General features: G+C 71.2%; 29 protein-coding genes and 1 pseudogene. 13 read left to right on the top strand and 17 right to left on the bottom strand.

Annotated elements, in window-relative coordinates; all coding sequences use genetic code 11:
* Position 1: 1 nt before the first annotated feature.
* Positions 2-826 (bottom strand): alpha/beta fold hydrolase, encoded by an 825-nt coding sequence (locus tag R2B67_RS33615; RefSeq protein WP_317823825.1) that lies wholly within the window; start codon positions 824-826, stop codon positions 2-4.
* A gap of 94 nt (positions 827-920) precedes the next feature.
* On the opposite strand from R2B67_RS33615, the gene R2B67_RS33610 reads away from it, so the two are divergent.
* Positions 921-1,469 (top strand): CGNR zinc finger domain-containing protein, encoded by a 549-nt coding sequence (locus R2B67_RS33610; protein WP_317823823.1) that lies wholly within the window; start codon positions 921-923, stop codon positions 1,467-1,469.
* A 404-nt stretch (positions 1,470-1,873) separates the two neighbouring features.
* Positions 1,874-2,743 carry an SMP-30/gluconolactonase/LRE family protein gene (locus R2B67_RS33605; RefSeq protein WP_381074769.1) on the top strand — a complete coding sequence of 290 codons (870 nt, stop codon included), beginning with the start codon at positions 1,874-1,876 and terminating at the stop codon, positions 2,741-2,743.
* A gap of 6 nt (positions 2,744-2,749) precedes the next feature.
* On the opposite strand, the gene R2B67_RS33600 is transcribed toward R2B67_RS33605, so the two are convergent.
* The 5 genes from R2B67_RS33600 to R2B67_RS33580 all read right to left on the bottom strand — a co-directional run bounded on the left by R2B67_RS33600 (position 2,750) and on the right by R2B67_RS33580 (position 7,275).
* The gene (locus tag R2B67_RS33600) at positions 2,750-4,048 is read right to left on the bottom strand and encodes a DUF6986 family protein (RefSeq protein ID WP_317823819.1); all 1,299 of its coding nucleotides are present in this window, start codon (positions 4,046-4,048) and stop codon (positions 2,750-2,752) included.
* Between the two features lie 173 nt (positions 4,049-4,221).
* The gene (locus tag R2B67_RS33595; RefSeq protein WP_317816566.1) at positions 4,222-5,184 is read right to left on the bottom strand and encodes an electron transfer flavoprotein subunit alpha/FixB family protein; all 963 of its coding nucleotides are present in this window, start codon (positions 5,182-5,184) and stop codon (positions 4,222-4,224) included.
* 58 nt (positions 5,185-5,242) lie between these two features.
* Positions 5,243-6,028, bottom strand: coding sequence for an electron transfer flavoprotein subunit beta/FixA family protein (locus R2B67_RS33590; protein WP_317823817.1), 786 nt, complete (start codon positions 6,026-6,028; stop codon positions 5,243-5,245).
* 217 nt (positions 6,029-6,245) lie between these two features.
* Positions 6,246-6,752 (bottom strand): flavin reductase family protein, encoded by a 507-nt coding sequence (locus tag R2B67_RS33585; protein WP_317823815.1) that lies wholly within the window; start codon positions 6,750-6,752, stop codon positions 6,246-6,248.
* Between the two features lie 196 nt (positions 6,753-6,948).
* A complete protein-coding gene (locus R2B67_RS33580) occupies positions 6,949-7,275 on the bottom strand; it encodes a thioredoxin family protein (protein ID WP_317823808.1) in 327 nt (108 codons plus the stop codon).
* Positions 7,276-7,505: 230 nt separating this feature from the next.
* Between R2B67_RS33580 and R2B67_RS33575 the strand changes: the two genes are divergently transcribed.
* Positions 7,506-8,228 (top strand): lysophospholipid acyltransferase family protein, encoded by a 723-nt coding sequence (locus R2B67_RS33575; RefSeq protein ID WP_237324597.1) that lies wholly within the window; start codon positions 7,506-7,508, stop codon positions 8,226-8,228.
* Positions 8,229-8,310: 82 nt separating this feature from the next.
* On the opposite strand, the gene R2B67_RS33570 is transcribed toward R2B67_RS33575, so the two are convergent.
* From R2B67_RS33570 to R2B67_RS33555, 4 genes are all read right to left on the bottom strand, one after another.
* Positions 8,311-8,910, bottom strand: a complete 600-nt coding sequence (locus tag R2B67_RS33570) for a transglutaminase-like domain-containing protein (protein ID WP_317823790.1) — start codon at positions 8,908-8,910, stop codon at positions 8,311-8,313.
* A gap of 82 nt (positions 8,911-8,992) precedes the next feature.
* The gene (locus tag R2B67_RS33565) at positions 8,993-10,054 is read right to left on the bottom strand and encodes a threonine aldolase family protein (RefSeq protein WP_018515863.1); all 1,062 of its coding nucleotides are present in this window, start codon (positions 10,052-10,054) and stop codon (positions 8,993-8,995) included.
* Positions 10,051-10,818: an SDR family NAD(P)-dependent oxidoreductase gene (locus R2B67_RS33560; protein ID WP_030570855.1), complete on the bottom strand. Its 768-nt coding sequence runs from the start codon at positions 10,816-10,818 to the stop codon at positions 10,051-10,053. Before R2B67_RS33560 ends, R2B67_RS33565 begins: the two co-directional genes overlap by 4 nt.
* A 26-nt stretch (positions 10,819-10,844) precedes the next feature.
* Positions 10,845-12,242, bottom strand: coding sequence for a DUF6421 family protein (locus R2B67_RS33555; RefSeq protein WP_317823775.1), 1,398 nt, complete (start codon positions 12,240-12,242; stop codon positions 10,845-10,847).
* 306 nt (positions 12,243-12,548) lie between these two features.
* Here R2B67_RS33555 and R2B67_RS33550 point away from each other — a divergent pair, with 306 nt between their 5' ends.
* Positions 12,549-13,232 carry a glycerophosphodiester phosphodiesterase gene (locus R2B67_RS33550; RefSeq protein WP_317825012.1) on the top strand — a complete coding sequence of 228 codons (684 nt, stop codon included), beginning with the start codon at positions 12,549-12,551 and terminating at the stop codon, positions 13,230-13,232.
* Between the two features lie 32 nt (positions 13,233-13,264).
* Here the strand turns inward: R2B67_RS33550 and R2B67_RS33545 are convergent, their stop codons facing one another.
* The 5 genes from R2B67_RS33545 to R2B67_RS33525 all read right to left on the bottom strand — a co-directional run bounded on the left by R2B67_RS33545 (position 13,265) and on the right by R2B67_RS33525 (position 18,176).
* Entirely contained in the window at positions 13,265-13,921 is a 657-nt protein-coding gene (locus R2B67_RS33545) for a LysE family translocator (protein WP_317823759.1), read from the bottom strand.
* A 67-nt stretch (positions 13,922-13,988) separates the two neighbouring features.
* Entirely contained in the window at positions 13,989-15,248 is a 1,260-nt protein-coding gene (locus R2B67_RS33540) for an aspartate aminotransferase family protein (protein ID WP_317823749.1), read from the bottom strand.
* A gap of 57 nt (positions 15,249-15,305) precedes the next feature.
* A complete protein-coding gene (locus R2B67_RS33535; protein ID WP_317823741.1) occupies positions 15,306-15,815 on the bottom strand; it encodes a flavin reductase family protein in 510 nt (169 codons plus the stop codon).
* A gap of 1 nt (position 15,816) precedes the next feature.
* The gene (locus R2B67_RS33530) at positions 15,817-17,442 is read right to left on the bottom strand and encodes an amino acid adenylation domain-containing protein (protein WP_381075342.1); all 1,626 of its coding nucleotides are present in this window, start codon (positions 17,440-17,442) and stop codon (positions 15,817-15,819) included.
* Positions 17,439-18,176: a hypothetical protein gene (locus tag R2B67_RS33525; RefSeq protein ID WP_317823728.1), complete on the bottom strand. Its 738-nt coding sequence runs from the start codon at positions 18,174-18,176 to the stop codon at positions 17,439-17,441. The genes R2B67_RS33530 and R2B67_RS33525 overlap by 4 nt, the downstream gene beginning before the upstream one ends.
* Before the next feature lie 199 nt (positions 18,177-18,375).
* On the opposite strand from R2B67_RS33525, the gene R2B67_RS36120 reads away from it, so the two are divergent.
* The 4 genes and pseudogenes from R2B67_RS36120 to R2B67_RS33515 all read left to right on the top strand — a co-directional run bounded on the left by R2B67_RS36120 (position 18,376) and on the right by R2B67_RS33515 (position 19,806).
* Positions 18,376-18,825 carry a hypothetical protein gene (locus tag R2B67_RS36120; RefSeq protein WP_381075344.1) on the top strand — a complete coding sequence of 150 codons (450 nt, stop codon included), beginning with the start codon at positions 18,376-18,378 and terminating at the stop codon, positions 18,823-18,825.
* A gap of 132 nt (positions 18,826-18,957) precedes the next feature.
* Positions 18,958-19,098, top strand: a pseudogene (locus tag R2B67_RS36115) (transposase); the annotation flags it as partial.
* 25 nt (positions 19,099-19,123) lie between these two features.
* A complete protein-coding gene (locus R2B67_RS36110) occupies positions 19,124-19,357 on the top strand; it encodes a hypothetical protein (protein WP_398869622.1) in 234 nt (77 codons plus the stop codon).
* Positions 19,249-19,806 (top strand): IS5 family transposase, encoded by a 558-nt coding sequence (locus R2B67_RS33515; protein WP_398869624.1) that lies wholly within the window; start codon positions 19,249-19,251, stop codon positions 19,804-19,806. The genes R2B67_RS36110 and R2B67_RS33515 overlap by 109 nt, the downstream gene beginning before the upstream one ends.
* Positions 19,807-19,822: 16 nt before the next feature.
* On the opposite strand, the gene R2B67_RS33510 is transcribed toward R2B67_RS33515, so the two are convergent.
* Positions 19,823-20,380: a GNAT family N-acetyltransferase gene (locus R2B67_RS33510; protein WP_317823720.1), complete on the bottom strand. Its 558-nt coding sequence runs from the start codon at positions 20,378-20,380 to the stop codon at positions 19,823-19,825.
* Between the two features lie 254 nt (positions 20,381-20,634).
* Between R2B67_RS33510 and R2B67_RS33505 the strand changes: the two genes are divergently transcribed.
* From R2B67_RS33505 to R2B67_RS33490, 4 genes are all read left to right on the top strand, one after another.
* Positions 20,635-21,264, top strand: coding sequence for a DUF5134 domain-containing protein (locus tag R2B67_RS33505; RefSeq protein WP_317823718.1), 630 nt, complete (start codon positions 20,635-20,637; stop codon positions 21,262-21,264).
* A gap of 97 nt (positions 21,265-21,361) precedes the next feature.
* Entirely contained in the window at positions 21,362-22,297 is a 936-nt protein-coding gene (locus tag R2B67_RS33500) for a M56 family metallopeptidase (RefSeq protein WP_109976709.1), read from the top strand.
* Between the two features lie 33 nt (positions 22,298-22,330).
* Positions 22,331-23,026 carry a phosphatase PAP2 family protein gene (locus R2B67_RS33495; protein WP_317823712.1) on the top strand — a complete coding sequence of 232 codons (696 nt, stop codon included), beginning with the start codon at positions 22,331-22,333 and terminating at the stop codon, positions 23,024-23,026.
* 90 nt (positions 23,027-23,116) lie between these two features.
* Positions 23,117-23,296, top strand: a complete 180-nt coding sequence (locus R2B67_RS33490; RefSeq protein ID WP_026242188.1) for a hypothetical protein — start codon at positions 23,117-23,119, stop codon at positions 23,294-23,296.
* Positions 23,297-23,530: 234 nt separating this feature from the next.
* Here the strand turns inward: R2B67_RS33490 and R2B67_RS33485 are convergent, their stop codons facing one another.
* Complete coding sequence (locus R2B67_RS33485; RefSeq protein WP_317823698.1) at positions 23,531-25,024, bottom strand: LVIVD repeat-containing protein; 1,494 nt, start codon at positions 25,022-25,024, stop codon at positions 23,531-23,533.
* Between the two features lie 160 nt (positions 25,025-25,184).
* On the opposite strand from R2B67_RS33485, the gene R2B67_RS33480 reads away from it, so the two are divergent.
* A complete protein-coding gene (locus R2B67_RS33480; RefSeq protein ID WP_317823691.1) occupies positions 25,185-25,871 on the top strand; it encodes a DUF305 domain-containing protein in 687 nt (228 codons plus the stop codon).
* Positions 25,872-25,960: the final 89 nt, after the last annotated feature.

Raw genomic sequence — 25,960 nt, 5'->3', positions numbered from 1 at the left:
GTCAAACCCCCGCCCGGAACTCCCGCGTCAGCAGCGCCAGGAGCCGTGCGGGCGCGTCCTCGGGGGTCGCGTGGCCCGCTCCCTCCACCCAGTGCAGCTCGGAGTGCGGGATCAGCGCGTGCAGCTGCTCGGCGAAGGGCGGCGGCAGGAACCCGTCCTCACGCCCCCAGATGATCCGGACCGGCACCGGCACGGACCCCAGCAGGTGCTGGAACTCGTCGGTGGCGGCCTGCTCCAGCTGCCGGTACTGGCGGTAGTACGCCGCCCTGCCCTCTTCACCGCGCCACGGGTCGAGATGGGCGGCCAGGACGTCCGGCCGGTAGCCGGAGTGGCTCGCGAACCGCAAGTGGCTCTCGGCCAGCGCCTCGTGCGCGTAGACCGGCAGCTGCTCGAAGAGGTGCGCGTTCTCCCGTACGAGCCGGAACAGCCCGGTCCCCCAGTCGCCGCAGCCCACCGCGTCCACCAGGGTGAGGTCGGCGTACCGGGCCCCCTCCAGCAGCAGCGCCCGCAGCGCCACGGCCCCGCCGATGTCGTGGGCGATCACCCGCGGGCTCTCCAGCCCCCAGTGGTCCAGGAGCCCGGTGAACACCCGCGTGTGCGCGGCCAGACGGAGATCCTGCCCCTCACGCCGCTCCGACTGCCCGAAGCCGAGCAGGTCGAAGACGTAGACCTGGTGGTCCTGGGCGAGCGCGGGAGCGATCTCGCGCCAGATGCGGGACGAGAACGGGGTGCCGTGGAGCAGGACGACCGGGTCGCCCTCCCCCAGCACGTCCCAGCGGACCGTCCCGTCCGGGGTCTCGAATGTCCTGGTCAGATCGCCGTTCATGACACGCCTCCTGAAGTCGGGTGCGGAACCCCTGCCGGGCTTTCGACGTTACCAGAGCTTTCCCCCTGCCGGTAACGTTGATAAAGTGGGGATCATGCGACGGAACCCGGCACCCGCGGAGCTCGAACCGGTCGAGGCGTTCTGCAACACGGCGACCCTTCTCCAGGGCGCGGACGAGCTCGCCCGGCCGGATACGGCGGGCGGGTGGCTGCGGGCGCACGGCTATCCGGAAGCGGTCTCCCCGGCCGAGCTGGCGGCGCTCGCGGAAGCCCGGGAGACCGTGCGGGCGTTCCTCGTCGAGCGGTCCTCGCCCGCGACGCTCGACGCCCTCAACCGGCTGATCCGCTCCGTGGCGGGCGCCCCGGTGGTCCGCCCCGACGGCACCTTCGCCCTGCGCCCGGCCGGTGACGGGCCGGCGGCGGAGATCGTACGAACGGTGCTCGAAGCCCTGCTGCGGGACGGCCTGACCGGGCGTCACGCGACCCGGCTCAAGGCCTGCGCGGCGCCGGAGTGCCGCTGGGTCTTCTACGACCGGGCGCCGTCGTCGAACGGGCTGTGGTGCGACATGGACGTGTGCGGCGCCCGGCACAAGATGCGGGCCTACCGCGCCCGTACGGGTGCTGCCGCCCGCAAGGACACCTGAGGGACCCGGGGCCGCGCGGCCCACGCCCGGGGCCGTTGGGGTGGCCGGTGGGCGCATCGGGGCGTGGTGCCACCGGATCGGCGGGGGCGGTTCCTAACGTCGGCCGCTGACGGCCCCGGGCCCGTACGGCACGCCACGGCTCGCTCCGGCTAGCTCGTTCGCCGGGTGGCCGGTCCGGACGGAGGGGGCCGTCGCCACCGTGGCGTCACGCGTTCCGCCCGCCCCGCCCCCGGTGCCGCGCGGACCGCGATTGCGCCGTCCCTCTCCCCTCCCCGGGCCGGTAGGGCAACGGGCAGGGCGTCCAGAACAGGTGCGTACCCATGACTCATACGGCAACAGCCGTCACCCCGCCCCTTGGTCCCGTCGAGCCGGGAAGGAGACGTCTGCGGTGGCGGTCCGCGGCGATGGCGGCGGTGATGCTGCTGTGCGCGGCCCCGCTCGCCTCGGCGACCGGCGGCGCGACGGACGGGGCGGCGGACGGACACCCGCCGGTGCTCGGTGCGGCGCCCCTGTACGTCTCCGACTACGCGGACAACGACGTGCTGCGTGTGCCGCCCGGCGGCGGCGAGCCGACCACGGTCGCGGCGACCGGCCTGACCCGGCCGACCGGGATGGTGCTCGACGCCTCGGGCGACCTCTACATCGCCGACACCGGCAACAACCGGGTCGTACGGGTGCCCGGGGACGGCGGCCCGCAGACCGTCGTCCCGACCACCGATCTCTCCCGGCCGATCGGTCTGGCGCTGGACACGGCCGGGACGCTCTACATCGCCGACAGCTTCAACGACCGCGTGGTGAAGATCCCCGCCGACGGGAGCGGGCAGGTCACCGTGCCCACCACCGGACTGCTCCACCCCAACGGGCTGGCGCTGGACGAGGCGGGGAACCTGTTCATCGCGGACTTCGTCAACGACCGCGTGGTACGGATCCCGGCCGGCGGCGGTCCGCAGACGACCGTGCCCACCACCGGCCTCTCCCAGCCCACCGGACTAGCCTTCGACCGGCACGGGGACCTGTACGTCTCCGACAGCGGGAACGACCGTGTGGTGGTTCTGCCGGCGGGCGGCGGGCCGCAGCGGACCGCTCCGGTGACCGGGCTCAACTCCCCGTACGGTCTCGCCTTCGACCCGGAGGGCACGCTGTACGTCGCGGACTTCGACAACGACCGGGTGGTGAAGCTGCCGATGCGCGGCGGCCAGCGGACCCTGCCCGTGGCGGGCCTGCACACCCCGGCCGGGCTTGCCGTACCGCAGCCGGGGCGCGACGCCTACTGAGGGGCTCTACGGGGCGGTGACCGTCAGATCGCCCCGGCGCGGTGAGGCGAACGCGTCCAGGTCGGCGCGGGTCAGGCCGGTCAGCCGGGCGACCTCGGCGGTGTCGAGCGCGCCGCAGTCGATGCCGCGCAGCAGATAGCCGCTGAGGGCCTTGGCGGTGGCGGGCTCGTCCATGACGTCACCGCCGGCCTTGGCGACGTACGCGGCGAGCCGGGCGGCGGCGGGCTCCAGCCCCTCGCGGTAGAAGGCGTAGACGGCCGCGTAACGCGTCGGCAGGTGCCCGGGGTGCATGTCCCAGCCCTGGTAGTACGCGCGGGCCAGAGCACGGCGCGTGAGGCCGTAGTGCAGCCGCCAGGCCTCGTGGACCTGGGCGGTGGGGCCGACGGGCAGGACGTTGGTCGAGCCGTCGGAGACCCGTACGCCGGTGCCCGCGGCGGCGACCTGCATGACGGCCTTGGCGTGGTCGGCGGCCGGGTGGTCGCTGGCCTGGTAGGCGGCGCTGACGCCGACGCAGGCGCTGTAGTCGAAGGTGCCGTAGTGCAGCCCGGTCGCCCGGCCCTGGGCCGCGTCGATCATGCGGGCGACGGCGGCGGTCCCGTCGGCGGCGAGGATGGACTGGCTGGTCTCGATCTGGATCTCGAAGCCGATGCGCCCGGCGTCGAGGCCGTGGGCCTTCTCGAAGGCTTCGAGGAGCTGGACGAAGGCGGTGACCTGCTCGGGGTACGTCACCTTCGGCAGGGTCAGCACGAGGCCTTCGGGGAGCCCGCCCGCCTCCATCAGCCCGGTGAGGAAGACGTCGGTGGTGCGGATGCCACGGTCGCGTACGCCGGCCTCCATGCACTTCATCCGGATGCCCATGTACGGGGCGGCCGTGCCGTTCGCGTACGCCTCGGAGACCAGGCGCGCGGCGCGGGCGGCGGCCTCGTCCTCCTCGGCGTCCGTGCGGGGGCCGTAGCCGTCCTCGAAGTCGATGCGGAGGTCCTCGACCGGCTCGCGCTCCAGCTTGGCGCGTACGCGGTCGTGGACGGGGCCCGCCAGCTCCTCGGGGATGCCGAGGACGGCGGCGAAGGAGGCGGCGTCGGGGGCGTGTTCGTCGAGGGCGGCCAGCGCCTGGTCGCCCCAGGAGCGGAGGGTGCCGGGCTCGAAGACATCACCGGGTACGTAGACGGTGTGCACGGGCTGGCGGGTGCCGGGGTCTCCTGGGTAGCGGCGGGCGAGCTCCGCGTCGACCGCCGTGAGGGAGGCGCTGATCTCCTCGCTGACCGTGCCGGCGAGGCTCGTTGCCACCTTCTCCTGCTGACCCATGACCGTACCCTCCACGCTCTCGCTGTTTCCGCTTCCCGGAATCAACAATCCGTATAGTGAAGTTATAAGGCCGCTCGACCTGCGTCAATGGTCGCCTGGAACGGCGCTGGGCCGCGCGGTGGGGTGCACCGTGCGGCCCAGGCGGGTGTTGTTCGTGTGTTTGCTTGGGTGTGTCAGCCCTTGCGGGTGTTGATCTCTTCGGTGAGCTGGGGGACGACGGTGAAGAGGTCGCCGACGACGCCGTAGTCGACGAGGTCGAAGATCGGGGCCTCGGCGTCCTTGTTGACCGCGACGATGGTCTTCGAGGTCTGCATCCCGGCCCGGTGCTGGATCGCGCCGGAGATACCGGAGGCGATGTAGAGCTGGGGGGAGACGGACTTGCCGGTCTGGCCGACCTGGGAGGTGTGCGGGTACCAGCCCGCGTCCACCGCGGCCCGCGAGGCACCCACCGCGGCACCGAGGGAGTCGGCGAGGGCCTCGATGAGGGGGAAGTTCTCCGCACCGTTGACGCCACGGCCGCCGGAGACGACGATCGCGGCCTCGGTCAGCTCCGGGCGCCCGGTCGACTCACGCGGCGTACGGGAGGTCACCTTCGTCCCCGTGGCGCCGTCACTGAACGACACCGACAGGGCCTCGACGGTGCCGGCGGCGGCGGCGGGCTCGACGGGGGCGGAGTTCGGCTTGACCGTGATGACCGGAACCCCCTTGGAGACCCGGGACTTCGTCGTGTAGGAGGCGGCGAACGCGGCCTGCGTCGCGACCGGACCCTGCTCACCGGCCTCCAGATCGGTGGCGTCGGTGATGATCCCGGAGCCGGTCCGCAGCGCGAGACGGGCGGCGATCTCCTTGCCCTCGGCCGAGGACACCACCAGCACCGCCACCGGGCCCACCGCGTCGAACGCGGCCTGCAGCGCGTCGACCTTCGGCACCACCAGATAGTCCGCGAACTCCGGGGCATCCGCGGTCAGCACCTTCACCGCACCGTGCTCACCCAGCACACCCGCGGTGCCCTCCGCGCCGGCACCGAGAGCGACGGCTACGGGGTCACCGATCCGGCGGGCCAGCGTCAGCAGCTCCAGGGTGGGCTTGCGGACCGCACCGTCCACGTGATCGACCAGAACAAGAACTTCAGCCATGACAACGCACTCCAGACGAGAGAAGAGAAGAAGGAGGGGACAGACAGGGGGCCGGGGCCTAGATGAACTTCTGGCCCGCGAGGAACTCGGCGAGCTGCTTGCCGCCCTCGCCCTCGTCCTTCACGATCGTGCCCGCCGTCCGCGCCGGACGCTCGGTCGCCGAATCGACCGCGGTCCACGCACCCGCCAGACCCACCTCGTCCGCGTCCAGGCCCAGATCGTCCAGATCCAGCGACTCGACCGGCTTCTTCTTCGCCGCCATGATCCCCTTGAACGACGGGTAGCGGGCCTCGCCGGACTGGTCGGTCACCGACACCACCGCCGGGAGCGAGGCCTCAAGCTGCTCGGAAGCGGTGTCACCGTCACGCCGCCCGGTCACCACACCACCGTCCACCGCGACCTCGGAGAGCAGCGTCACCTGCGGCACGCCCAGACGCTCCGCCAGCAGCGCCGGCAGCACACCCATCACACCGTCGGTGGAAGCCATCCCGCAGATCACCAGGTCAAAGCCGGTCTTCTCGACCGCCTTCGCCAGAACCAGCGACGTACCCATCACATCCGTGCCGTGGAGATCGTCGTCCTCGACGTGCACAGCCTTGTCCGCACCCATCGACAACGCCTTGCGCAACGCGTCCTTGGCATCCTCCGGACCCACCGTCACCACGGTGATCTCCGCATCGTCCGCCGCATCCGCGATCTGCAACGCCTGCTCGACCGCGTACTCGTCCAGCTCCGACAGCAGACCGTCGACATCATCACGGTCCAGCGTCAGGTCATCGGCGAAATGCCGGTCACCGGTCGCGTCGGGCACGTACTTCACACAGACAACGATCCTCAAGCTCACGCCGGCTCTCCTACTGCATCGTCATTTCCGGGCTGCCTTGCTGCACGCAGCATAGGCGCCTTACCGGGCCGTTTCCGGTCGGGCCGACCGGGCTCCCGGCCGATATTACTCGCCAGTACACCCAGACTCTTACCCCTGAGCAAGCGCTCCGCACTGTGACCTTGCCAACGGAGGAAACGTCCCTGCAAGCCCTGCAGGCCCCCGACCTGCCCGCTCCTCAGTCTCGCAGAGCCGTGAACCGCCCCTGGTGGTAGACCAGCGGCCGCCCGGCCCCCGACGGGTCGCCGGCCACGGCCTCGGCGATCACGATGCGGTGGTCGCCCGCCGGGACACGGGTCACGACCCGGCAGACCAGCCAGGCGGAGACACCGGCGAGCAGCGGGACGCCCTCGGGGCCGCTGCTCCAGTCGGTGGACGGGCCGAAGCGGTCGGCGCCGCTGCGGGCGAAGGTGGCGGCCAGCTCCTGCTGGTGCTCACCGAGTATGTGGACGCCGACATGCTCCGCCTCGGCCAGCACCGGCCAGCTGGAGGAGGACGTCCCGATGCCGAAGGAGACGAGCGGGGGCTCGGCCGCGACGGAGTTGAGCGAGGTGGCGGTGAATCCGACCGGCCGCTCCCCGGCGGCGGTGATCACCGCGACGCCCGCGGCATGGCGGCGGAAGACGGAGCGCAGGAGCTCGGGCGATGCCGTGAGGGAGGGGGCGAGTTCGGGTGAGGCCGTCATGGAGGTGTCCTTCTGCGGGAGAGGCGTACGGGGCCGTGGTCGCTCAGGCACCCGGACAGCGCGCACTCGCGTGGCGTACGAGGTCCACGTGGACCCGGCCGTAGAGAAGGAGTTCTGGCGGCATAGCGTCAGACTGACGATGCGTGGTGGGTGCAGTCAAGGGCGTTCCGCCATGTGGGAGATGCGTCACGGTCCGTCATATGGCCCGTCCCAGCGCCGCGACGACATCGGCGGTGCGGGGCTGGCCCGACGCACGGCGGACCACCTGGCCCGCGCCGTCGAGCACCAGCACCGTGGGCGTCTTGGTGATGTCGAGCTGCCGGACGAGCGTGAGATGCGCCTCGGCGTCGATCTCGATGTGCGCGACCCCGTCGACCATGGCGGCCACCTCGGAGAGCGTGCGGCGGGTGGCCCGGCACGGCTGGCAGAAGGCGGTGGAGAACTGGACGAGTGTCGCCCGTTTCCCCAGTTCCGCGCCGAGTTGGGCCGCGTCGAGCCGCTGCCCGGGTGTTCCGCCGTCCACTGTCGCCTCCTGATTCAGAGCTCTTCGCAAGGAGTCAGCACCGGCCGGCCGCAGGACATTCCCGCAGCTTGGAGGGGGCGCGCACGTGACGAGAATCTCGCGGCCCGGGCCCCCCGGGACTGGTCACGGGCCCGCGCATGGGGCACCATCGCCACAATGCCGAATACCTACGGCTGCGTAACTTCCGCCGGGAGAACCCTCCCCAGGCACTGAAGAAGGGTCTTCCCCAGATGGCAGAACTCGTCTATCGACCGGTCGTCGGCGCCGCTCGCACCATGTTCAAGGCGCTCGACCTGAAGATCGACACTCAGGGTTCGGAGCACATCCCGAAGACCGGCGGTGCGGTGCTGGTCAGCAACCACATCAGCTATCTCGACTTCATCTTCACCGGCCTCGGCGCTCTGCCGCAGAAGCGGCTCGTCCGCTTCATGGCGAAGGAATCGGTCTTCCGGCACAAGATCTCCGGTCCGCTGATGCGCGGGATGAAGCACATCCCGGTCGACCGGAACCAGGGCGAGCACGCGTACGCGCACGCGCTGGAGTCGCTGCGCTCCGGCGAGATCGTCGGCGTCTTCCCCGAGGCCACCATCTCGCAGTCGTTCACGCTGAAGAGCTTCAAGTCGGGTGCCGCGCGTCTCGCCCAGGAGGCCGGGGTCCCGCTGATCCCGATGGCGCTGTGGGGCACGCAGCGGATCTGGACCAAGGGGCGGCCGCGCAACTTCAAGCGCAGCCACATCCCGATCACCATCCGCGTCGGCGAGCCCGTGGAGGCGCCCGCCGACCAGTACGCGGGTGCGATCACCCGGCGGCTGCGGGAGCGCGTGCAGGAGCTGCTGGAGGCCGCCCAGCGGGCCTACCCGGTGCGCCCGAAGGACGCGAGTGACACGTGGTGGGTCCCGGCCCATCTCGGCGGTACGGCCCCGACCCCGGCCCAGGTACGCGAGCTCGGCTGACCGGCACCGCCGCGAGCACCCCCGAACATCCCCGAGCACCCTGAAGCACCCCTGAGCCCTCCGGCGCGCACCGCCGGGGGGCTCAGAGCCGGGTGGGGAGGTTCCGCCAGAGCTCGGCGCGGTCCCGGGCGCTCCGCAGGGCGTGGAGGACCTCGGCGGGCGGCGTGGCGTGGAGCGCCGGATAGTCGACCTCGCCGATCTCCTCGCGTACCGCCCAGGCCAGCCGCTCGACCCCGAGGGAGAACTGCGCGTCGACGCCCTGTTTGTTGCCCCGGGGGTCCACCCGGGCCCAGCGGTCGTGGCCCGGCAGCCGCAGCGCCACCAGGCCGTGCACGACCGGGTTCGTCCCGTCGTCGTCGGTGAGCCGCTGGTAGCAGAGCCCGGCCGGGATGGCGCGGGCCCGGAGCAGCGCGGTGAGCGCGATGGACTTGGCGTAGCAGATGCCGTTGCGGGTGGCGAGGACGTCGGAGGCGCGCCAGGTGACGCGCGGATCACCGGAATCCGCGGAGTGCGGGATGGTGTCGCGTACGTACTCGAAGGCGGTACGGGCGTATGTGTATGCGTCGTCGCCCTCATGCGTCAGGGCGGCCACGGTCTCCATCACGACGGGGTGCTCGTGGTCGATGGCCTCGTCGGCTGCCAGATAGGCGGCGATGTCCGGGTGCTGCTGGATCAGTTTCATGGCCCTGGAGCGTACGAAGCGGCCGACCGGAGATCAATTGATTTCCGGTCAGCCGCATACTCATGCAAACAGAGGTTCTGCGCTACCGCGCCATTTCTTCCTTCAGCGCCTGGAGGAAGGCGTCGACGTCGTCCTCCCGGGTGTCGAACGCGCACATCCAGCGGACGTCACCGGCACTCTCGTCCCAGAAGTAGAAGCGGAAGCGCTTCTGCAGCCGCTCGCTGACGGCGTGCGGCAGCCGGGCGAAGACGGCGTTGGCCTGGACCGGGTAGAGGATTTCCACGCCGTCGATGGCGCGGACGCCCTCGGCGAGCCGCTGGGCCATGGCGTTGGCGTGCCGGGCGTTGCGCAGCCAGAGGTCCTTGGCGAGCAGCGCCTCCAGCTGGACGGAGACGAAGCGCATCTTGGAGGCGAGCTGCATGGAGAGCTTGCGCAGATGCTTCATCGCCCGGACCGCGTCCGGGTTCAGCACGACGACGGCCTCGCCGAACAGGGCGCCGTTCTTCGTGCCGCCGAAGGACAGGACGTCGACGCCGACCGTGTTGGTGAACGTCCGCATCGGCACGTCCAGGGAGGCGGCCGCGTTGGCTATCCGGGCCCCGTCGAGGTGCACCTTCATGCCGCGCTCGTGGGCGTGGTCGCAGATGGCGCGGATCTCGTCGGGGGTGTAGACGGTGCCGAGCTCGGTGTTCTGGGTGATCGAGACGACCTGCGGCATGGCCCGGTGCTCGTCGTCCCAGCCGTACGCCTGCCGGTCGATGAGCTCAGGGGTGAGCTTGCCGTCCGGCGTGGGTACGGTGAGCAGCTTGAGGCCGCCCATCCGCTCGGGCGCGCCGCCCTCGTCCACGTTGATGTGGGCGGACTCGGCGCAGATGACCGCGCCCCAGCGGTCGGTGAGCGCCTGGAGGGCGACCACGTTGGCTCCCGTGCCGTTGAAGACCGGGAAGGCCTCGGCGGTGGGGCCGAAGTGGCTGTGCATGACGCGCTGGAGGTGGCCGGTGTAGTCGTCCTCGCCGTAGGCGACCTGGTGGCCGCCGTTGGCGAGGGCGATGGCCGCGAGGACCTCGGGGTGCGCGCCCGCGTAGTTGTCGCTGGCGAACCCGCGCACCTGCGGGTCGTGGTGGCGTCGCGCGTCGGTCCTCACGTTTGCGGGGTCAGCCACAGGCGCTTTCCGTTCACTTCGGGGGCGGGCTTGTCCCAGACGCCGGCGATGGCCTCGGCCAGCTCCTTGACGTCGGTGAAGCCCGCGAACTTCGCATTCGGGCGCTCGGCGCGCATGGCGTCGTTCACCAGTGCCTTGACCACCAGGATCGCAGCCGCCGCCGCGGGCCCGTCCTCGCCCCCCGCCTTGCGGAAGGCGTCCCCGAGCGCCAGGGTCCAGGCCTCGGCCGCGGCCTTGGAGGCGGAGTAGGCGGCGTTGCCCGCGGTGGGCTTGCCGGCGCCGGCGGCGCTGATCAGGAGGTAGCGGCCCTTGTCGCTGCGCTGGAGGGGTTCCTGGAAGGCCAGCGAGGTGGACTGGACGGTGCGGATCAGCAGCTTCTCCAGGGTGTCCCAGTCCGCGAGGCTGGTCTCCTGGAAGCTGGGGCTGCCGCGCCAGCCGCCGACGAGGTGGACCAGGCCGTCGATCCGGCCGAATTCGGCCTCGGTCCGCTTGGCCCAGTCCCGGGCCGCGTCCAGGTCGAAGAGGTCGACGGTCTCGCCGGTGACGGTCGCACCGCCGTGGGCATAGCGGGCGGCGTCCACCGCCTCGGCGAGCCGCTCCGGGTTGGCGTCGCAGCCGACGACGGTCGCACCGGCCTCCGCGAGCCGCAGCAGCGTCGCGCGGCCCGCGGGCCCCGCCGCTCCGGCGACGGCGATCACAGCACCTTCGAGCACGCCCGTCCCCTCGCCCTTACCGATTCCGTTCATGGCCACCGTCTCCTCGGGAGATGCGTTCACGCGGCTGCCTGCTCGGCGCTCGCGGCGGTAATTCCCTTGGCGGAGGCAATCACGTGCTTCAGCTTCTTGGCGAGCGCCTCATAGAACATGCTCAGGGGAAACTCGTCCGGAAGCACGTCGTCGACGAGCTTGCGAGGGGGCTGAGTGAGGTCCAGGGCGTCGGGACCCTTGGCCCAGGTGGATCCGGGGTGCGGAGCGAGGTACTCGGAGACCAGGTCGTAGGCGGCGAACCAGTGCACCAGCTTGGGGCGGTCGATGCCGTCGCGGTAGAGCTTCTCGATCTCGGCGCAGAGCTGGTTGGTGACCTGCGGGGCACGCTCCCAGTCGATCTTCAGCGTGTTGTCGGTCCAGCGGACGACATCGTGCTTGTGGAGGTAGGCGAAGAGCAGCTGGCCGCCGAGACCGTCGTAGTTGCGGACGCGGTCGCCGGTGACCGGGAAGCGGAACATCCGGTCGAAGAGGACGGCGTACTGGACGTCGCGGCCGTGCGTGTTGCCCTCGGCCTCCAGCTTCACGGCCTCCTTGAAGGCGGTGAGGTCGCAGCGCAGCTCCTCCAGGCCGTACATCCAGAACGGCTGGCGCTGTTTGATCATGAACGGGTCGAACGGCAGGTCGCCGTGGCTGTGGGTGCGGTCGTGGACCATGTCCCACAGGACGAAGGCCTGCTCGCACCGGGTCTGGTCGCCGATCATCTCGCGGATGTCCTCGGGCAGCTCCAGGCCGAGCAGCTCGACGGAGGCCTCGGTGACGCGGCGGAAGCGGGCGGCCTCGCGGTCGCAGAAGATGCCGCCCCAGCTGAAGCGCTCGGGGGCCTCGCGCACGGCGATGGTCTCGGGGAAGAGGACCGCGGAGTTGGTGTCGTAGCCGGCGGTGAAGTCCTCGAAGGTGATCCCGCAGAAGAGCGGGTTGTCGTAGCGGGTGGCTTCGAGGTCGGCGAGCCACTCGGGCCAGACCATCTTCAGCACGACGGCTTCGAAGTTGCGGTCCGGGTTGCCGTTCTGCGTGTACATGGGGAAGAGGACCAGGTGCTGGAGGCCGTCGACCCGGTTCTGCGCGGGCTGGAAGGCGAGCAGCGCGTCCAGGAAGTCGGGTACGCGGAAGCCGTCGGCGGCCCAGCGGCGCAGGTCGGTGACGAGCGCGCGGTGGTAGGCGGCGTCGTGCGGCAGCAGCGGGGAGAGCTCCTCCACCGCGCCGATCACGCGCTCGACGACGCGCTCGACGGTCGCCGGGGAGGGGGCGCCCTCGGCCTCGAAGTCGATGGAGCCGTCCTTGGACTGCCAGGGGCGGATCTCCTCGACGGCATCCCTGAGCGCGGGCCATGCCGGGTGCTCGACCACCCGCGGGGCAGTAGCTATCGCGCCTTCGGCGGCACCGTGCACAAGAATTTCCGTCATAACACTTCCTCCACGGGAGAACCTCGCGTGGAGCCACCGTAGCCGCGCAGGGTTACTTCACACAAGTGAAGTCCTGAAAATTATCCTGCCGACCCCCTATGGTCACCGCTGTTTTTCCTGCCGTACGCCGGGTAGGCGCACAGTTGCGTCAGTCCTTGCACCGTCCGGCCTACCGGGCCCGCACGGCGGCAGACATCCGCGGCCCCGGCCGTTACCCTCACCGGTGCCGTCATGCCGGATCCGCGCCCGTATCTCCGTACGGGCAGGAGCAGTTGGCGGGCAGCCGCCGACGGGAACGAGGTCGCCTTGTCCTTTCTCACCCTGGGTCATCGTGGAGTGATGGGCGTCGAGCCCGAGAACACCCTGCGCTCCTTCGTCCGCGCGGAGGAGGCGGGGATGGACGCCATCGAGCTGGATCTCCACCTCAGCAAGGACGGCGCGCTCGCCGTGATGCACGACGCCGATGTGGACCGTACGACCGACGGCACCGGGCCGATCGCCGGCAAGACCCTGGCGGAGCTGCGTGAGCTCGACGCCGGGAAGGGCGAGCGGATCCCGGTCTTCGAGGAGGTCCTGGACGCGGTGAAGGCCCCGCTCCAGGCCGAGATCAAGGACGTGGCGGCGGCCCGGGCGCTGGCGGAGGTGATGCTGGCCCGTGATCTGGTGGGGCGGGTGGAGGTCTCCTCGTTCCATGACGAGGCCGTCACCGAGATCGCCCGGCTGGTGCCGGGGGTACGGACGGTCCTCATCGCCAGCCGCTGGGGCGGGGACATCGTGGACCGGGCCAGGGTGGCGGGCGCGCCGACGCTGGCGCTGAACATCCGCCGGCTCACGCTGGAGGTGGTGGAGCAGGCGCACGCGGAGAGGGTGAAGGTGCTCGGCTGGGTGGTGAACACCCAGGACCACCTGAGGCTGGCCCGGGCGCTGAACCTGGACGGGGCGACCACCGACTTCCCCGAGATCCGCCGCACGGGCCGCTTCACCGCCTGAAGCCCCTTGGTGGCTGGGAGTGACACCGGAACTCAGGCGGCGGTTGCGACGCCGATGCCGATGGCGATGAACAGCCAGCCGGTGGTCAGCTCCCAGCGGTGCTGGATCTTCGGACGGGCCAGTAGTGCACGAAGCCGCGAGGCGACGGCGACCACAGCGAACCAGTAGGGGATCCCGATCAGGACGTCCAGAATGCCGAGGAAGAAGATCTGCCCCGTCATCGAACCGGCGTCGTCGACGAACTGCGGCAGGATGCTGAGAAAGAACAGCGCTGCCTTGGGATTGAGCACATTGGTGAGAAACCCCTGGGCGAAGCCGGAGCGCCACCGCGCACCTGCGGACTGGGGCTCTCCCAGCGGCGGGCTGTCGTCCTTCGTCTCCCGCACGGTGGCGCGCTCCCGGGCGGCCCGCCGGGCTGCGAGCACAGCCCGAACCCCGAGATAGATCAGGTAGAGGGCGCCCAGGAGTTTGATGGTGTCGTAGACCACCGGGGAGCGGGCGGCGATCACGGCCAGCCCGATGGCGGCGGCGAGCATGTGCACGCACAGTCCTGCCTGGGCGCCCAGCCCCGCTGCCCGACCCTTGGCCGGATGCTCGATCGCCGACCGGAACACCACCAGGAAGTCCGGGCCGGGGACCACGTAGGCGACCAACACCACCCCGAGGAAGCCCATGAGGTCGACCGACATCCGCTCTCCGTTCATCCACCCCCGGCGTTCGAGCCGGGGGGCGCGCGCTTCTTCGGACAGGTTTCGGTCAGGCCGCGAGGGCTCGAGAACTGACTACGGTGGCGACGGTTTCGTCGAGTATCGCGAGGCCCCGCTCCAGCTCCCCGTCCGTCACCGTGAGCGGTGGCAGGAGTTTGACCACTTCGTCCCGGGGACCCGCCGTTTCCAGCAGCAGTCCCGCGCGGTAGGCGGCGTCGCACACCGCACGGGCCGCGGCCGGGCGTTCGAGCGGCAGCCCCCAGGCCAGGCCACGTCCCCGCGGACCGGGGAGCCCGTGGCGGTCGGCCGTCCCGGTGAGCGAGCGGCGCACCCGTTCGCCCAGCGTGACGGTCCTGGACTGGAGCGTGTGGTCGGACCAGAAGACTTCCAGCGCCCGGGCGGCGGTGACGAACGCCGGGTTGTAGCCCCGGAAGGTGCCGTTGTGCTCGCCGGGCTGCCATACGTCGTACTCGGGGCGCATCAGGGTGAGGGCCATGGGCATCCCGTACCCGCTGATCGACTTGGACAGGCAGATGATGTCGGGCGTGATCCCGGCTGATTCGAAGGAGAAGAACGGGCCTGTGCGCCCGCAGCCCATCTGGATGTCGTCGACCACCAGCAGGGTGCCACGAACGCCGGTCCAGGAGGCGAGGGCCTTCAGCCAGGCCGGACGGGCCGGGTTGATCCCGCCTTCGCCCTGCACGGTCTCCACCACGACGGCGGCGAGCGGCCCGTCGGCGGAGGCCTCCTCCAGGGACCGTAGGAGCCGGGTGACGGCACGCTCGTCGTCGTCGGCGAGGTGGTCGAAGGGCATCGGCACGGCATGGGGCAGCGGGACGCCCGCCGCGGCGCGTTTCACCGGGTTGGCTGTGACGGCGAGCGCGCCCAGTGTCATCCCGTGGAAGCCGCGTTCGAAGTAGCCGACCTTGTGCCGCCCCGTGACCTTGCGGGCGAGCTTGAGCGCTGCCTCGACCGCGTTGGTGCCACCGGGCCCGGGGAATTGGACACGGTGGTCCAGGCCGCGTGGGGCGAGCACAAGGTCGCGCAGGTGTTCCAGGAAGGCGCCCTTGGCGGCTGTGTGCATGTCAAGCCCGTGCGTGATCCCGTCGTCGGCGAGGTACTCCAGGAGGGCCGGCTTCAGCTCGGGCGGGTTGTGACCGTAATTGAGGGCGCCGGCGCCCGCGAAGAAGTCGAGGTAGGTACGGCCGGTCTCGTCGCGCAGCTCGGAGCCGCGGGCGACGGTGAAGACGGTGGGCCAGGCCCGGCTGTAGCTGCGGACCTCGGATTCCATGTCGGTGAAGACGCTCATGGTTCGTCCTGTCCGGGGTGGGGGCGGGTGGGTTGGCGTGTCGGCGCGTGGGAGGGGTCAGCCGGACACGGCGTGCTGACCGCGCTGGTAGAGGACGAGCGCCGGCGCGGCAGGGTCCTCCCGCGTCCAGAGGGCGCGGCCGATCAGCAGGGTGTGGTCGAGCGCGGTGGGGGCCTGGTCGAGTCGGCAGACCACGGCGGCGGCCGTGCCCTCCAACACCGGGCAGCCCTCCTCCATACGGAAGTCGACGCCTTGGAAGCGTTCGGGGCCGGGCAGCCGGGCGAAACGGTCCATCAGTTCCCGCCGGCGCCAGCTCAGGATGTTGACGGCGAAGGCCCCGTGGTCGCGGGCGTGGGCCACGGTGCGGCCCGCGCTGGCGAGGGAGACCAGGAGCGAGGGCGGTTCGGTGGAGAGCGAGAGCACCGCGTTGGCGGTGCAGCCCACCGGGCCGTCGGGGCCCGCGGTGGTGATGACGGCGACGCCGGTGGCCAGATGGGCCATGGCGGAGCAGAACTCGTCCCGGCCGGGCAGCCGGGCGGGGGTGTCGGTGGTCGATGTCGCGGTCACGTCAACGGGTTCCTTCCGTGAGGGGTGTGCGGCGGGCGTCGACGGCGTCGGCAGGGCCGGGGCGGTCGGCGGGCGGGACGGCGGGCCGGTCGGTGTCCACGGCGGCGAGCACGGCGGCGCGGTCGGTCTTGCCGTTGGGGTTGAGGGGCAGTTCGGGCAGGTGCACCAGGGTGCGCGGCACCATGTATCCGGGCAGCCGCTGCTGCAGGGCCCTGAGCAGAGGCCCGGGGTCGAGGGCGCCGCCGGTGTAGGCGGCCTGGAGGACGGGGGTCGGCCGGTCGGTGCGGGCCACCACGACGGCGTCGGTGACGCCGGGGCAGGAGCGCAGTGCCTCCTCGACCTCTCCCAGCTCGACCCGGTAGCCATTGATCTTGATCTGGCTGTCCAGACGCCCCAGATGGACCAGGTCCTCGCCGCGACGCTCGACACGGTCTCCGGTGCGGTACCAGGCGGAACCGGTCGGCGTTCCGCCCTGGTAGGCGGTGAGCCGGGTGGCGGGTTCGCCGGTGGCGAAGCGGCCCGGGTCGTCGGCCGGGTCGAGGTAGCCGGGGAACCGCTGAGGGCCGCGCACAAGGAGTTCCCCCCGGTCGGCGGCGTTCAGATGCTCGTCCACCACCAGGATCTCGGCGCCGGGGTGGGCGGTGCCGATGGGGACCGTGCCGTTCGGTGTGCGACGCCAGTCGGCGGGGTCTGCGGGAAGGCGGTGGCCGGTGCAGGTGACGGTCAGTTCGGTGGGACCGTACAGGTTGTCCAGCCTGGCTCCGGGAGCGGCGGCGGCGAACGCCCCGGCCTGCTGGAAAGTGAGCGGTTCGCCGGCGAAGGCCGCGTAGCGCAGGGTCGGCATGGAGCCGGGTGCCAGCCGCCGCAGGCGAGCGGCGAGCGAAACCACGGACGGTACGGAGAACCAATGGGTCAGCCGGTGCTCCGTCACGAATCCGGCCGGGTCCATCAGTTCGTCGCGGGTGGGCACGACGAGGGCCGCTCCGCTGCTCCAGGCGACGAACATGTCGAAGACGGACGGATCGAAGGTGAGGTCGAAGGTCTGCGACAGGCGGCTGTCCGGGCCGACGCCCGTGCGTTCGACGGCGTGTCGTAGGTAGGCGTCGGTGTTGGCATGGCGGATGACCACGCCCTTGGGACGCCCGGTGGACCCGGAGGTGAAGAGGATGTAGGCGGTGTCCTGGTGGCCCGGGCCGGGAATGCCGGTCAGGTCCGCCCCATCGGGGGTCCCGGTGAGGGCGACGGGTGCCAGGGGCGCGGCCCGGCCGGCCGGACCGGCGTCGGCAGCCGCGTCGGCCAGTACCAGCGTGGCACCGGCCTGGCGCACCACGGTCTCGTTGCGGCCGGGCGGAGCGGCTGGGCTGATCGGTATCACCGCGGCACCCAGCCGCTGCACCGCCAGGTAGGCGGCGTAGGTCACGGGGGTGCGCCGGGCGAGGAGAGCGACCCGGCGCGGCGGCGTGCCGCCCGCGCCCAGCCGGGCGGCCAGCGCCTCGGAGTGCCTCCGCAGCGCGCCGTAGGTGAGGGTGGTGGAGTCGACGACGAGGGCGACGCGGTCGGGGTGACGGTCGGCCGTTCCGGCGAACCGGTCCCAGAGGGTGAGTGGCGAGGCGGGCACCGGGGTCATCCTCCCTGCAGGGTGTGGGAGCGGGTTCGGACGGGCCGGGAGGCAGGGGCGCCGTGACCGTGGACGGCGTGCAGCGGTGCTGCGGCGGCTTCCAGTTCGGCCAGAGTGGCGAACGCTCCGGTGACCAGCGAGGGCCTTGGGCGTCCGCGACGGGCGGAGTTGGCGGCGAACCGCAGCACTCGAGGCAGTTCGCGCCACTTGGCCGTGGTGGAGCGGACAGTCTGCAGTTCAGCCGAGGACAGTTCGGTGCCCGCTGTCAGCAGGTGGGCGTCGCGAAAGATGTGGTGCTGCGCTGCGGCCCAGACGTCCTCCAGCAAGCCGCGGGAACCGTCACCGTCCATGTCGGCCAGCACCAGTCGCGCGGATTCCTCCAGAGCGGCGACGCCGGTCAGCCAGGGGCCACCGGGCAGTTCCTCCTTCGTCGTGCCCCGCTCCTCCGCCAGCCACTGGTAGGTCTCGTACGCCGGTGGTGCCACCGGGAAGCCGAAAGCCAGCGCGTTGCGGGTGCGGTGGACCGGCGACAGGCCGTGGGGAAAAGCCAGCATGCCCTTGAGCTCTTCGTCGGACACCGTGCCGGCGAAGGGGTCCTGGGAGCCGTTGCTGAACAGGGCGGTGAACCCGTCGACGACGTGCCGGTGACCGTCCGGGCCGAGGCCGTCCACCATGAGCAGGTGCGGTGCGTGGTCGTCGGCCGATCCGGTCAGCCAGGGAAGCGACCCGCTGTCGGCGATCACCAGGACCCGGCCGTGTTCGGCCAGTTCGGCGTCGATGCCCGCCAGTGCGCTCTCGGCGTCGATGGCGCCCCGGTAGGCGAGCCGGCGCCCGCCGGGCAGGTTGTTCAGGGCCCGGTCGTGGTGTGAGAAGGCGCCGGCGCCGCGCCATCACTCCGCTCCGCGCACCCGGCCCCGGACACCAGCGCCCCAGGAGGACTCCGTGCCCCATCCACCGCGCCCACGTCCGCGGCCGCGCCTCGCGCTGGTCCGCGGCCTCGCCCCGCGTTTCGCTCTCATCATCACCGACAAGCGCCTCGATCCGGCAGAGCACATCTCGTGCACGGACGACACCGTCGAGGTCCACTACCCCGAGACCCACATACGCTGCCGTCTGCGGCAACTGATGAGCGACCGCCTGCTGTGCTCGCTGCACGTCACCCACATCGCCCCTGATGGATCGGTGCAGACGCCCCATCACATGGACCTGATCCTGGTAGGCGCCCCAGGCACTCCCGCCCAGCGCGAAACCCTTGTCCAGCACTTCCATGCCTACCGTTGCGCCGCAGCCGCCTCACGTATCCGGGCCGCCACCCGGGTCCCGCGCCAGGAACGCCGTCCGGATCCTGGAGGCCATCGTGTGGAAGTAGCGCACCTGCTCGCCTTGGCATGACCTGCCAACGGAGCTCGGACCATTTCGGACCGCCCCAGATCGCCCACCGTCCGCGGCGCGGCCGCGCCGGAGGTCGGCCAGGACGCAGACCTCCCGCCGGCCCTAGGCAGTGTCTTCAAATGATCATCGCTGGTGGATCATGGTGTCGTGATACGTCGCCATGAACTGTCCGATGCTGAGTGGGAGTTCGTCCGGCCGTTGCTGCCCGTGTCGTTGCGGGGGCGGAAGCGGCTGGACGACCGCAGGGTCCTGAACGGGATCGTGTGGAAGTTCCGGACCGGGACAGCCCTGGCGGGACGTGCCCGAGCGCTATGGTCCGTGGGCCACGCTGCATACCCGTTTCCGCAGGTGGGCGGCGGACGGGACGTTCGACCGAATGCTGCGGGCCGCCCAGGCGAAAGCGGACGCGGCGGGCGACATCGAGTGGCTGGTGTCGGTCGATTCCACGATCGTCCGGGCCCACCAGCATGGGGCGGGGGCTCGAAAAGGGGGCTCCGCGACCCGGCCCCCGGGCGGTCCAGGGGTGGCCTGACCAGCAAGATTCATCTTGCCTGTGACGGCAGAGGCCGTCCGCTCGGCTTCGTCGTCACGGGCGGCAACACCAACGACTGCACCCGGTTCACCGCCGTGATGGAAGCGATCCGGGTGCCCCGGATCGGACCGGGGCGACCCCGCACCCGGCCCGATCACGTCCTGGGCGACAAGGGCTACAGCTCGAAAGCGATCCGCGCCTGGCTCCGCCGCCGCGGCATCCCTCACACGATTCCCGAGCGTGCCGACCAGGTCGGCAACCGGGCCAGGCGGGGCAGTCGCGGTGGCCGCCCGCCGGCCTTCGACCGCGAGGCCTACAGGCACCGCAACGTCGTGGAACGGTGCTTCAACCGCCTGAAGCAGTGGCGCGGCATCGCCACCCGCTACGACAAAACCGCCCAGTCCTACAAAGCGGCCGTCACGCTCGCGTCACTCCTGATGTGGGCGTGACATTTGACGACAGAACCTAGCGGCCTTCGATGTTCTTCACCAGGAGCTCGAAGGCCAGGTCGTCGCGTTGCGGGATGCCGAAGCGCTCGTCGCCGTACGGGAACGGCGTGAACTGCCCCGTACGCCGGTAGCCGCGCCGCTCGTACCAGGCGATCAGGTCCTCGCGCGCCGAGATCACCGTCATGTGCATCTCGGCCACGCCCCAGCTCTCCCGGGCCGTGCGCTCCGCCTCGGCGATGATCACCTTGCCCAGGCCGCTGCCCTGGGAGTCGGGGCGGACCGCGAACATCCCGAAGTACGCCGCGTCACCGCGGTGTTCGAGCTGGCAGCAGGCGATCAGCCCGCCGTCGCGCTCGACCGCCAGCAGCCGGCCCGCCGGAGCGTTGATGACCGCGCGCACCCCCTCCTCGTCGGTCCGCTGCCCCTCCAGGAGATCGGCCTCGGTGGTCCAGCCGGTGCGGCTGGAGTCGCCGCGGTAGGCGGACTCGATGAGGGCCACCAGCGCCGGCGCGTCCGCGTCGGTCGCGTCGCGGAAGGTCAGGCGGGCCGAGCCGGGGGGCGTGGCGGTGTCCATGGTCGCTCCGTTCTGTGCTGCTGCTCTGCAGGTCTGTGCTGCTGCTCCGCATGCTTTTCTGCTGCGCTCCGCGGGCCGTGCACACGTGCGGGTCGAGAGTAACGCGACCCGGAGAGCCCCTTCCGGGCCCCGGCGCACCCCCTTCACGCCCCCGCGCGCCGGGTTCGGCGACCCGGGCCTGGGCATCGACTACAGCGGTGCCGTACGCCGCTGTACGCCACGCACCGGCCGTACGTCCGAGGGGGAGGTCCGCCGTGCACGGAGGGGCCCTGGCCGGCTGGCTGCTGATGGCGTTGTGCGCGGTGAGCGGTGCCTACTGCCTGCTGCGCACCCGCACCGGCACCCCTCAGGAGCGCAGCACCGCGCGCGGCGAGGCGCTGATGGGTTTCGGCATGGCGGCGATGGCCGTACCGGCCGCGGTGCTGACGCTCCCGGAGTGGACCTGGGCGGTGTACGGAGCCGTGTTCGGCGCCGCCGCTCTGCGGGCGCTCTGGTCGGCGCGGCGCGGCGCCCACCATCTGCACCATCTGGTCGGCTCGCTGGCCATGGTCTACATGGCGGTGGCGATGGCTCCGGGGGCGGCGGGCGCGGGCGGGCACGCCGGGCACGGAGCGGCGGGAGGCGCCGGGGGCGTCCCGCTGCTGACGGGGGTGCTGCTCCTCTACTACGCGCTGTACGTGCTGCGCTCTGCCGGGCACCTCATACCGGCGGGGACAGGCGTCGCGAGCTTCGCGGGCGGCAGCGCGGAGGGCGTCGTACGGGGCGGTGGGGGCGGCCTCCGGGGTGGCGGCGCGGGCGGCGCGGCGGGCGGGGGGACCGAGCTGACGATGGCCTGCCGGCTGACGATGGGCATCGCCATGTTCGCCATGCTTCTCACTCTGTGAGACAGATCGCGAGACAGAGGCCCTCCAAACCGTGGTCTGCGTCACTTGCCGGGCGCAGCCATACCCCCGGATCGCCCGTCCCTCATAGGCTGGCGCCATGCTGGTCTCCCTCGCGCTGCTGCTGCTCGGTGCACTGACCGCTCTGGTGACCCCGCGCCTGATGGCCCGGGCCCGGTGGCCGGAGCGCGAACCGGTGGTGGCGCTGTGGGTGTGGCAGTGCGTGGTCGCCGGGGTGCTCGTGTCGTTCGCGCTCTCCATGACGTTCAGCGCGGCCGCCGCCTGGCAGGCGGTGCGCGGCCATGTCTTCGCCCCCGCCCCGCACGCCGTGGTCGAGGCGTACGCCCTGGCCGCGTACGGGCCCTGGTCGGCGGTCATCGCGGTGCTGCTGGCGCTGGGCGGCCTGTGGAGCGGCGCGATGCTCCTGCGGGAGATCCGGCGCGCGCGGCGGCGGCGCAAGCAGCGCCGGGCGGAACTGCTGGTCCGCTCCCCGCTGCTGCCGGGCGAGGAGCCCGGCGCCGACCGCCTCGTGGTGCTGGAGGGTGAGCGCCCGGACGCCTGGTGGCTGCCGGGTTCGGCGCCCCAGCTGGTCATCACCACCGCCGCCCTCGGACGGCTGAAGGGCCGTCAGCTGGATGCCGTACTCGCCCATGAGCAGGGCCACGCGCAGGCCCGGCACGACTGGCTGCTGCACTGCTCCTCGGCGCTGGCCATCGGCTTCCCGCAGATCCCGGTGTTCGCCGCGTTCCGCGACGAGATGCACCGGCTCGTCGAGCTGGCGGCCGACGACGTGGCCTCACGCCGCTTCGGCCGGCTGACGACCGCGCTCGCCCTCGTCGGGCTGAACGAGGACCGTGGGGTCTTCGGCCCCTGCCCCACCCCGGACGCCCAAGTCCCGTTGCGCGTCAACCGGTTGCTGGCCCCGGTCGACCGGCTGACGGCGGGCCGTCGGCTGCGTCTGACGGCGGCGGCCGCACTGGTCCCGGTCGTCCCGCTCGTGGTGGCCTTCGTTCCGGGACTTCGCGCCCTGGGTTAGCCACCCGGCGGTGGTGTCCGCGAGGATCACCCCATGCACTCCCCCCACATCATCAGGACGGACGACCGCTCCCCCCGCCCCGCGGCCGCCCTGGCAGCGGGCACCGCGGTTCTCACGCTGTTCGTGGTGCTCCTCGCCCTGGTCGCGGCGCAGTGGTCACCCCTGATGTCCCTGGACCGTAAGGTCGCCGATGCCCTGCACCGGCACGCGGTGGCCGATCCGGGACTGGTCCACGTCAACCGGGTGCTGACGGACTGGTTCTGGGACCCGTGGACGATGCGTGCGCTGATCGCGGTGGCCGTGGTGGCCCTGTGGTGGCGCGGCGCGCGGCTGCTCGCCCTGTGGGTGGCCGCCGCCAGTCTGCTCGGCTCCCTCCTCTCGCAGGGGGTGAAGGCCGCCGTGGACCGCGAGCGCCCCCGCTGGCCGGACCCGGTGGACTCGGCCCACTTCGCGGCCTTCCCCTCCGGGCACGCCATGACGGCGGTGGTGAGCTGCGGGCTGCTCCTGTGGCTGCTGCGGCTGTACGGAGCGGGGCCGGCGCTGTGGGCCGGTGCGGTGGCCGTGGCGGTGGTCTCGGTGATCGGGGTGGCGGTGACCCGGGTGTACCTGGGGGTGCACTGGCTGACCGATGTGGTGGGCGGGACGCTGCTGGGGGTGGCGGTGGTGGCGTTCACCGCCGCCGGATACGCCCGGAGCGTGTCCCGCAGGGCGCCGGAGCCCGGAGTGTGACCGAAATCCCGCCCCGAACCCCCGCCGTGTGAGGGATATCCCGTCCCGCATGGGGTCGGATCATCGGATCGGGGCCGTAGCCTTGTATGCATGTCCCCGATGTCGTCGTCGTCCGTTTCCACGCGCTCCGCCACAGAGGTCAACGCGGACATCCGCGGCCTGTGGCAGCGCTCGGGCGGCTACCTGTCCCCGCAGGACGAGGCGGAGTACCAGCGTCTGCTCGTGGAGTGGGCCGCCGCGACCGGCGGCAACGCCCGTACCGCCGTCTGAGCCCGGGACCGGAGCCGCTCCCCCGGGGGAAACACACCTGACTCCGGCGATCCCCCGCGTCGCCGGATCCAGGCGCGGCATACAGCATGTCCCGGCCCGGCTCATCGGTCAATGAATAATCTGCGGCGCCCGCGTCCACGCGCGGGGCCGGCGTGCGCCGGGCGGGAAGAACCGCCCGGCGCACGCCGGCCCTGTGAGTGCGGGACGAACCGGAGAACGCTGCCCGCCGACGGATCAGCGGGCGAAGTAGTCCGGCTGCGTCTGCACGTTGAGCTCGTCCAGCTTGACCCGGTCCGCCGGGTCGGTGCGCCGGTCGTTCAGCTTCAGCACGTCGAAGCCCTTGGCGATGTCGCTGGAGTAGATGTGGCCGTTGTAGTAGTACGCCGACCAGGGGCCTGCCGTGGTGACCTGGTCGAGCGTCACCGGGCCGCGCTCGAAGAAGGCGATCTCCTTCGGCTTGGCCGAGTCGGTGAAGTCCCAGACGGAGATGCCGCCCTGGTACCAGGCCTGGACCATCAGGTCCTTGCCCTTCACCGGGATGATCGAGCCGTTGTGGGCGACGCAGACCTCGACGTCGGCCTGGTGGCGGTCGATCTTGAAGTAGCTGCGGAAGACCAGCTTGCGATGGTCGCCCTTGCCGACGATGTCGTAGATGCCGTTGGCACCGCGCTTGGGCCCGATCTCCTCGTTGCAGGTGGCCGCGCCGCCGCCGCCGAGCTCGTCGGTGAAGACGACCTTCTTGGCGCCCTGGTTGAAGGTGGCCGAGTGCCAGAACGCGAAGTTCACGTTGTCCTGGACCCGGTCGATGATCTTCGGGCGTGCCGGGTCCTTGATGGAGAACAGGATGCCGTCACCCATGCAGGCACCGGCGGCCAGGTCCTGGGAGGGCAGGACCGTGATGTCGTGGCAGCCCGACGTCTTGGTGACGCCCGGGTTCGTGGGCGCTCCCGGGTTACCGCCGTCCGGGAAGAGCACCGGGAAGTCCACGATCTTGGCCTTCTGCGGCTTCTTGACCGGAACCTTGATGATGGAGATGCCGTCGTGCGGCGGCTGGCAGTCGGGGAACGTCTCGTTCGGCGAGTACGAGGAGACGTAGATGTAGATGTTCTTCTTGCCGTCCGGCACGAGGGTGTGGGTGTGCGAGCCGCAGGCGGTCTCGACAGCCGCGATGTACCGGGGGTTGCGCTTGTTGCTGATGTCGAAGATCTTCATGCCCTCCCAGGAGGACTTCTCCGTGGCGGGCTGGGTGGTGCTGGAGCAGGAGTCGTCGCTGCGCGAGGAGTCGGTGGACAGGAACAGCAGGTTCCCGGAGACCGAGATGTCGTTCTGCCCGCCCGGGCAGAGGACCTCGGAGACCGTCTTCGGCTTCTTCGGGTTGCTGATGTCGTAGATGACGAAGCCGTCGTAGTTGCCGACGTAGGCGTACTTGCCCTGGAACGCGAGGTCGGTGTTGGTGCCCTTCAGGGCGCCCTTCGGGACGCTCGTCAGGTGCTTGATGTTCGAGCTGTGGACGATCTCGTCCACGCCGGGTATGTCACCGCCGCGGATGGCGGCGCGGGCCTCGGCCTGCTGACTGGTGGTCACGGAGCCGCGGTCGACCGGAGCGTCGCCCGGGTCGGGCGTCGCCGCTGCGGGTGCGGCTGTCAGCAGCGCGGCGAAGAGCCCGGCCGCGGCTGCTGCCACGCCCAGACGTCTGCGCCGCACGCGGGTGGTGTGCAACGAGATCACTGCGTCCTCCCTTGTATCCGTTCGGGGTTCGAACGGTTCACGGACCCCGGCAGTATCGTCCCTCCCATGTACACATCAACAGATGGCAACAGAGACGTAATGAAGTTTTTGATCTTTGGGCCCGCGGAAGCGTGCTAGGAACGGTCTGCAACACCCCCATGTGGCACAGGAGGTCCCCGTGTTGATCCACCGTCCGTCCGCCCGTCTGCGCGCAACCGTCCTCGCGGCAGCGGTGACCGCCGCCGTTCTCGCCCTGGGCGGCTGCGACGGTGACGGCGGCGACACGAAGCCCGCCGCGGGCAAGGACGCAGGTCCGGGGGTGGTGGCCCCCGGCAGACCGGGCGAGCCCGCCCGGACGCTCACCGCCGAGGAGGCGGCGAAGGAGGCGAGCAGGGACACCGCGAACTCCGCCGACTTCCGCTATGCGCAGATGATGATCGAGCACCACTCCCAGGCCCTCGTGATGACCGAACTCGCCCCGGAACGAGCCTCCGCCGCAGTCGTGAAGAGGCTGGCCGAGCGCATATCCGCAGGCCAGAAACCGGAGATCGGCGCCATGGAAGGTTGGCTGAAAAGGAACGGTGGCGAGGACCGCAAACAGCCCCACGACCATGCCGGGATGCCCGGTATGGCCACCGAAGCGCAGCTGAAGGAGTTGCGCGCGGCGAAGGGCAAGGCCTTCGACCAGCTCTTCCTGGAGCTGATGATCACCCACCACCAGGGGGCGATCACCATGGCCACGGAGGCGCTCTCCGAGGGGAATGACGTGTTCGTCGAAGAGATGGCGAGCGATGTCGCCGCCCAGCAGACGGTGGAGATCAACCGGATGCGCACGCTGATGACGTGAGCGACGCGCCGCGGTCCGGAGTGGTCCGGACCGGTCCGGTGCGGTGCGGCTTGGTGCGGTCCGGGTGACACGGCCGCGGACCTCCCGTG

Origin of the sequence: Streptomyces cyaneofuscatus (assembly GCF_033109485.1) — a bacterium.
GTDB lineage: Bacteria > Actinomycetota > Actinomycetes > Streptomycetales > Streptomycetaceae > Streptomyces > Streptomyces cyaneofuscatus.
The sequence above is the reverse complement of the archived record's forward strand: the minus strand, read 5'-3'. Positions and strand labels throughout refer to the sequence as shown.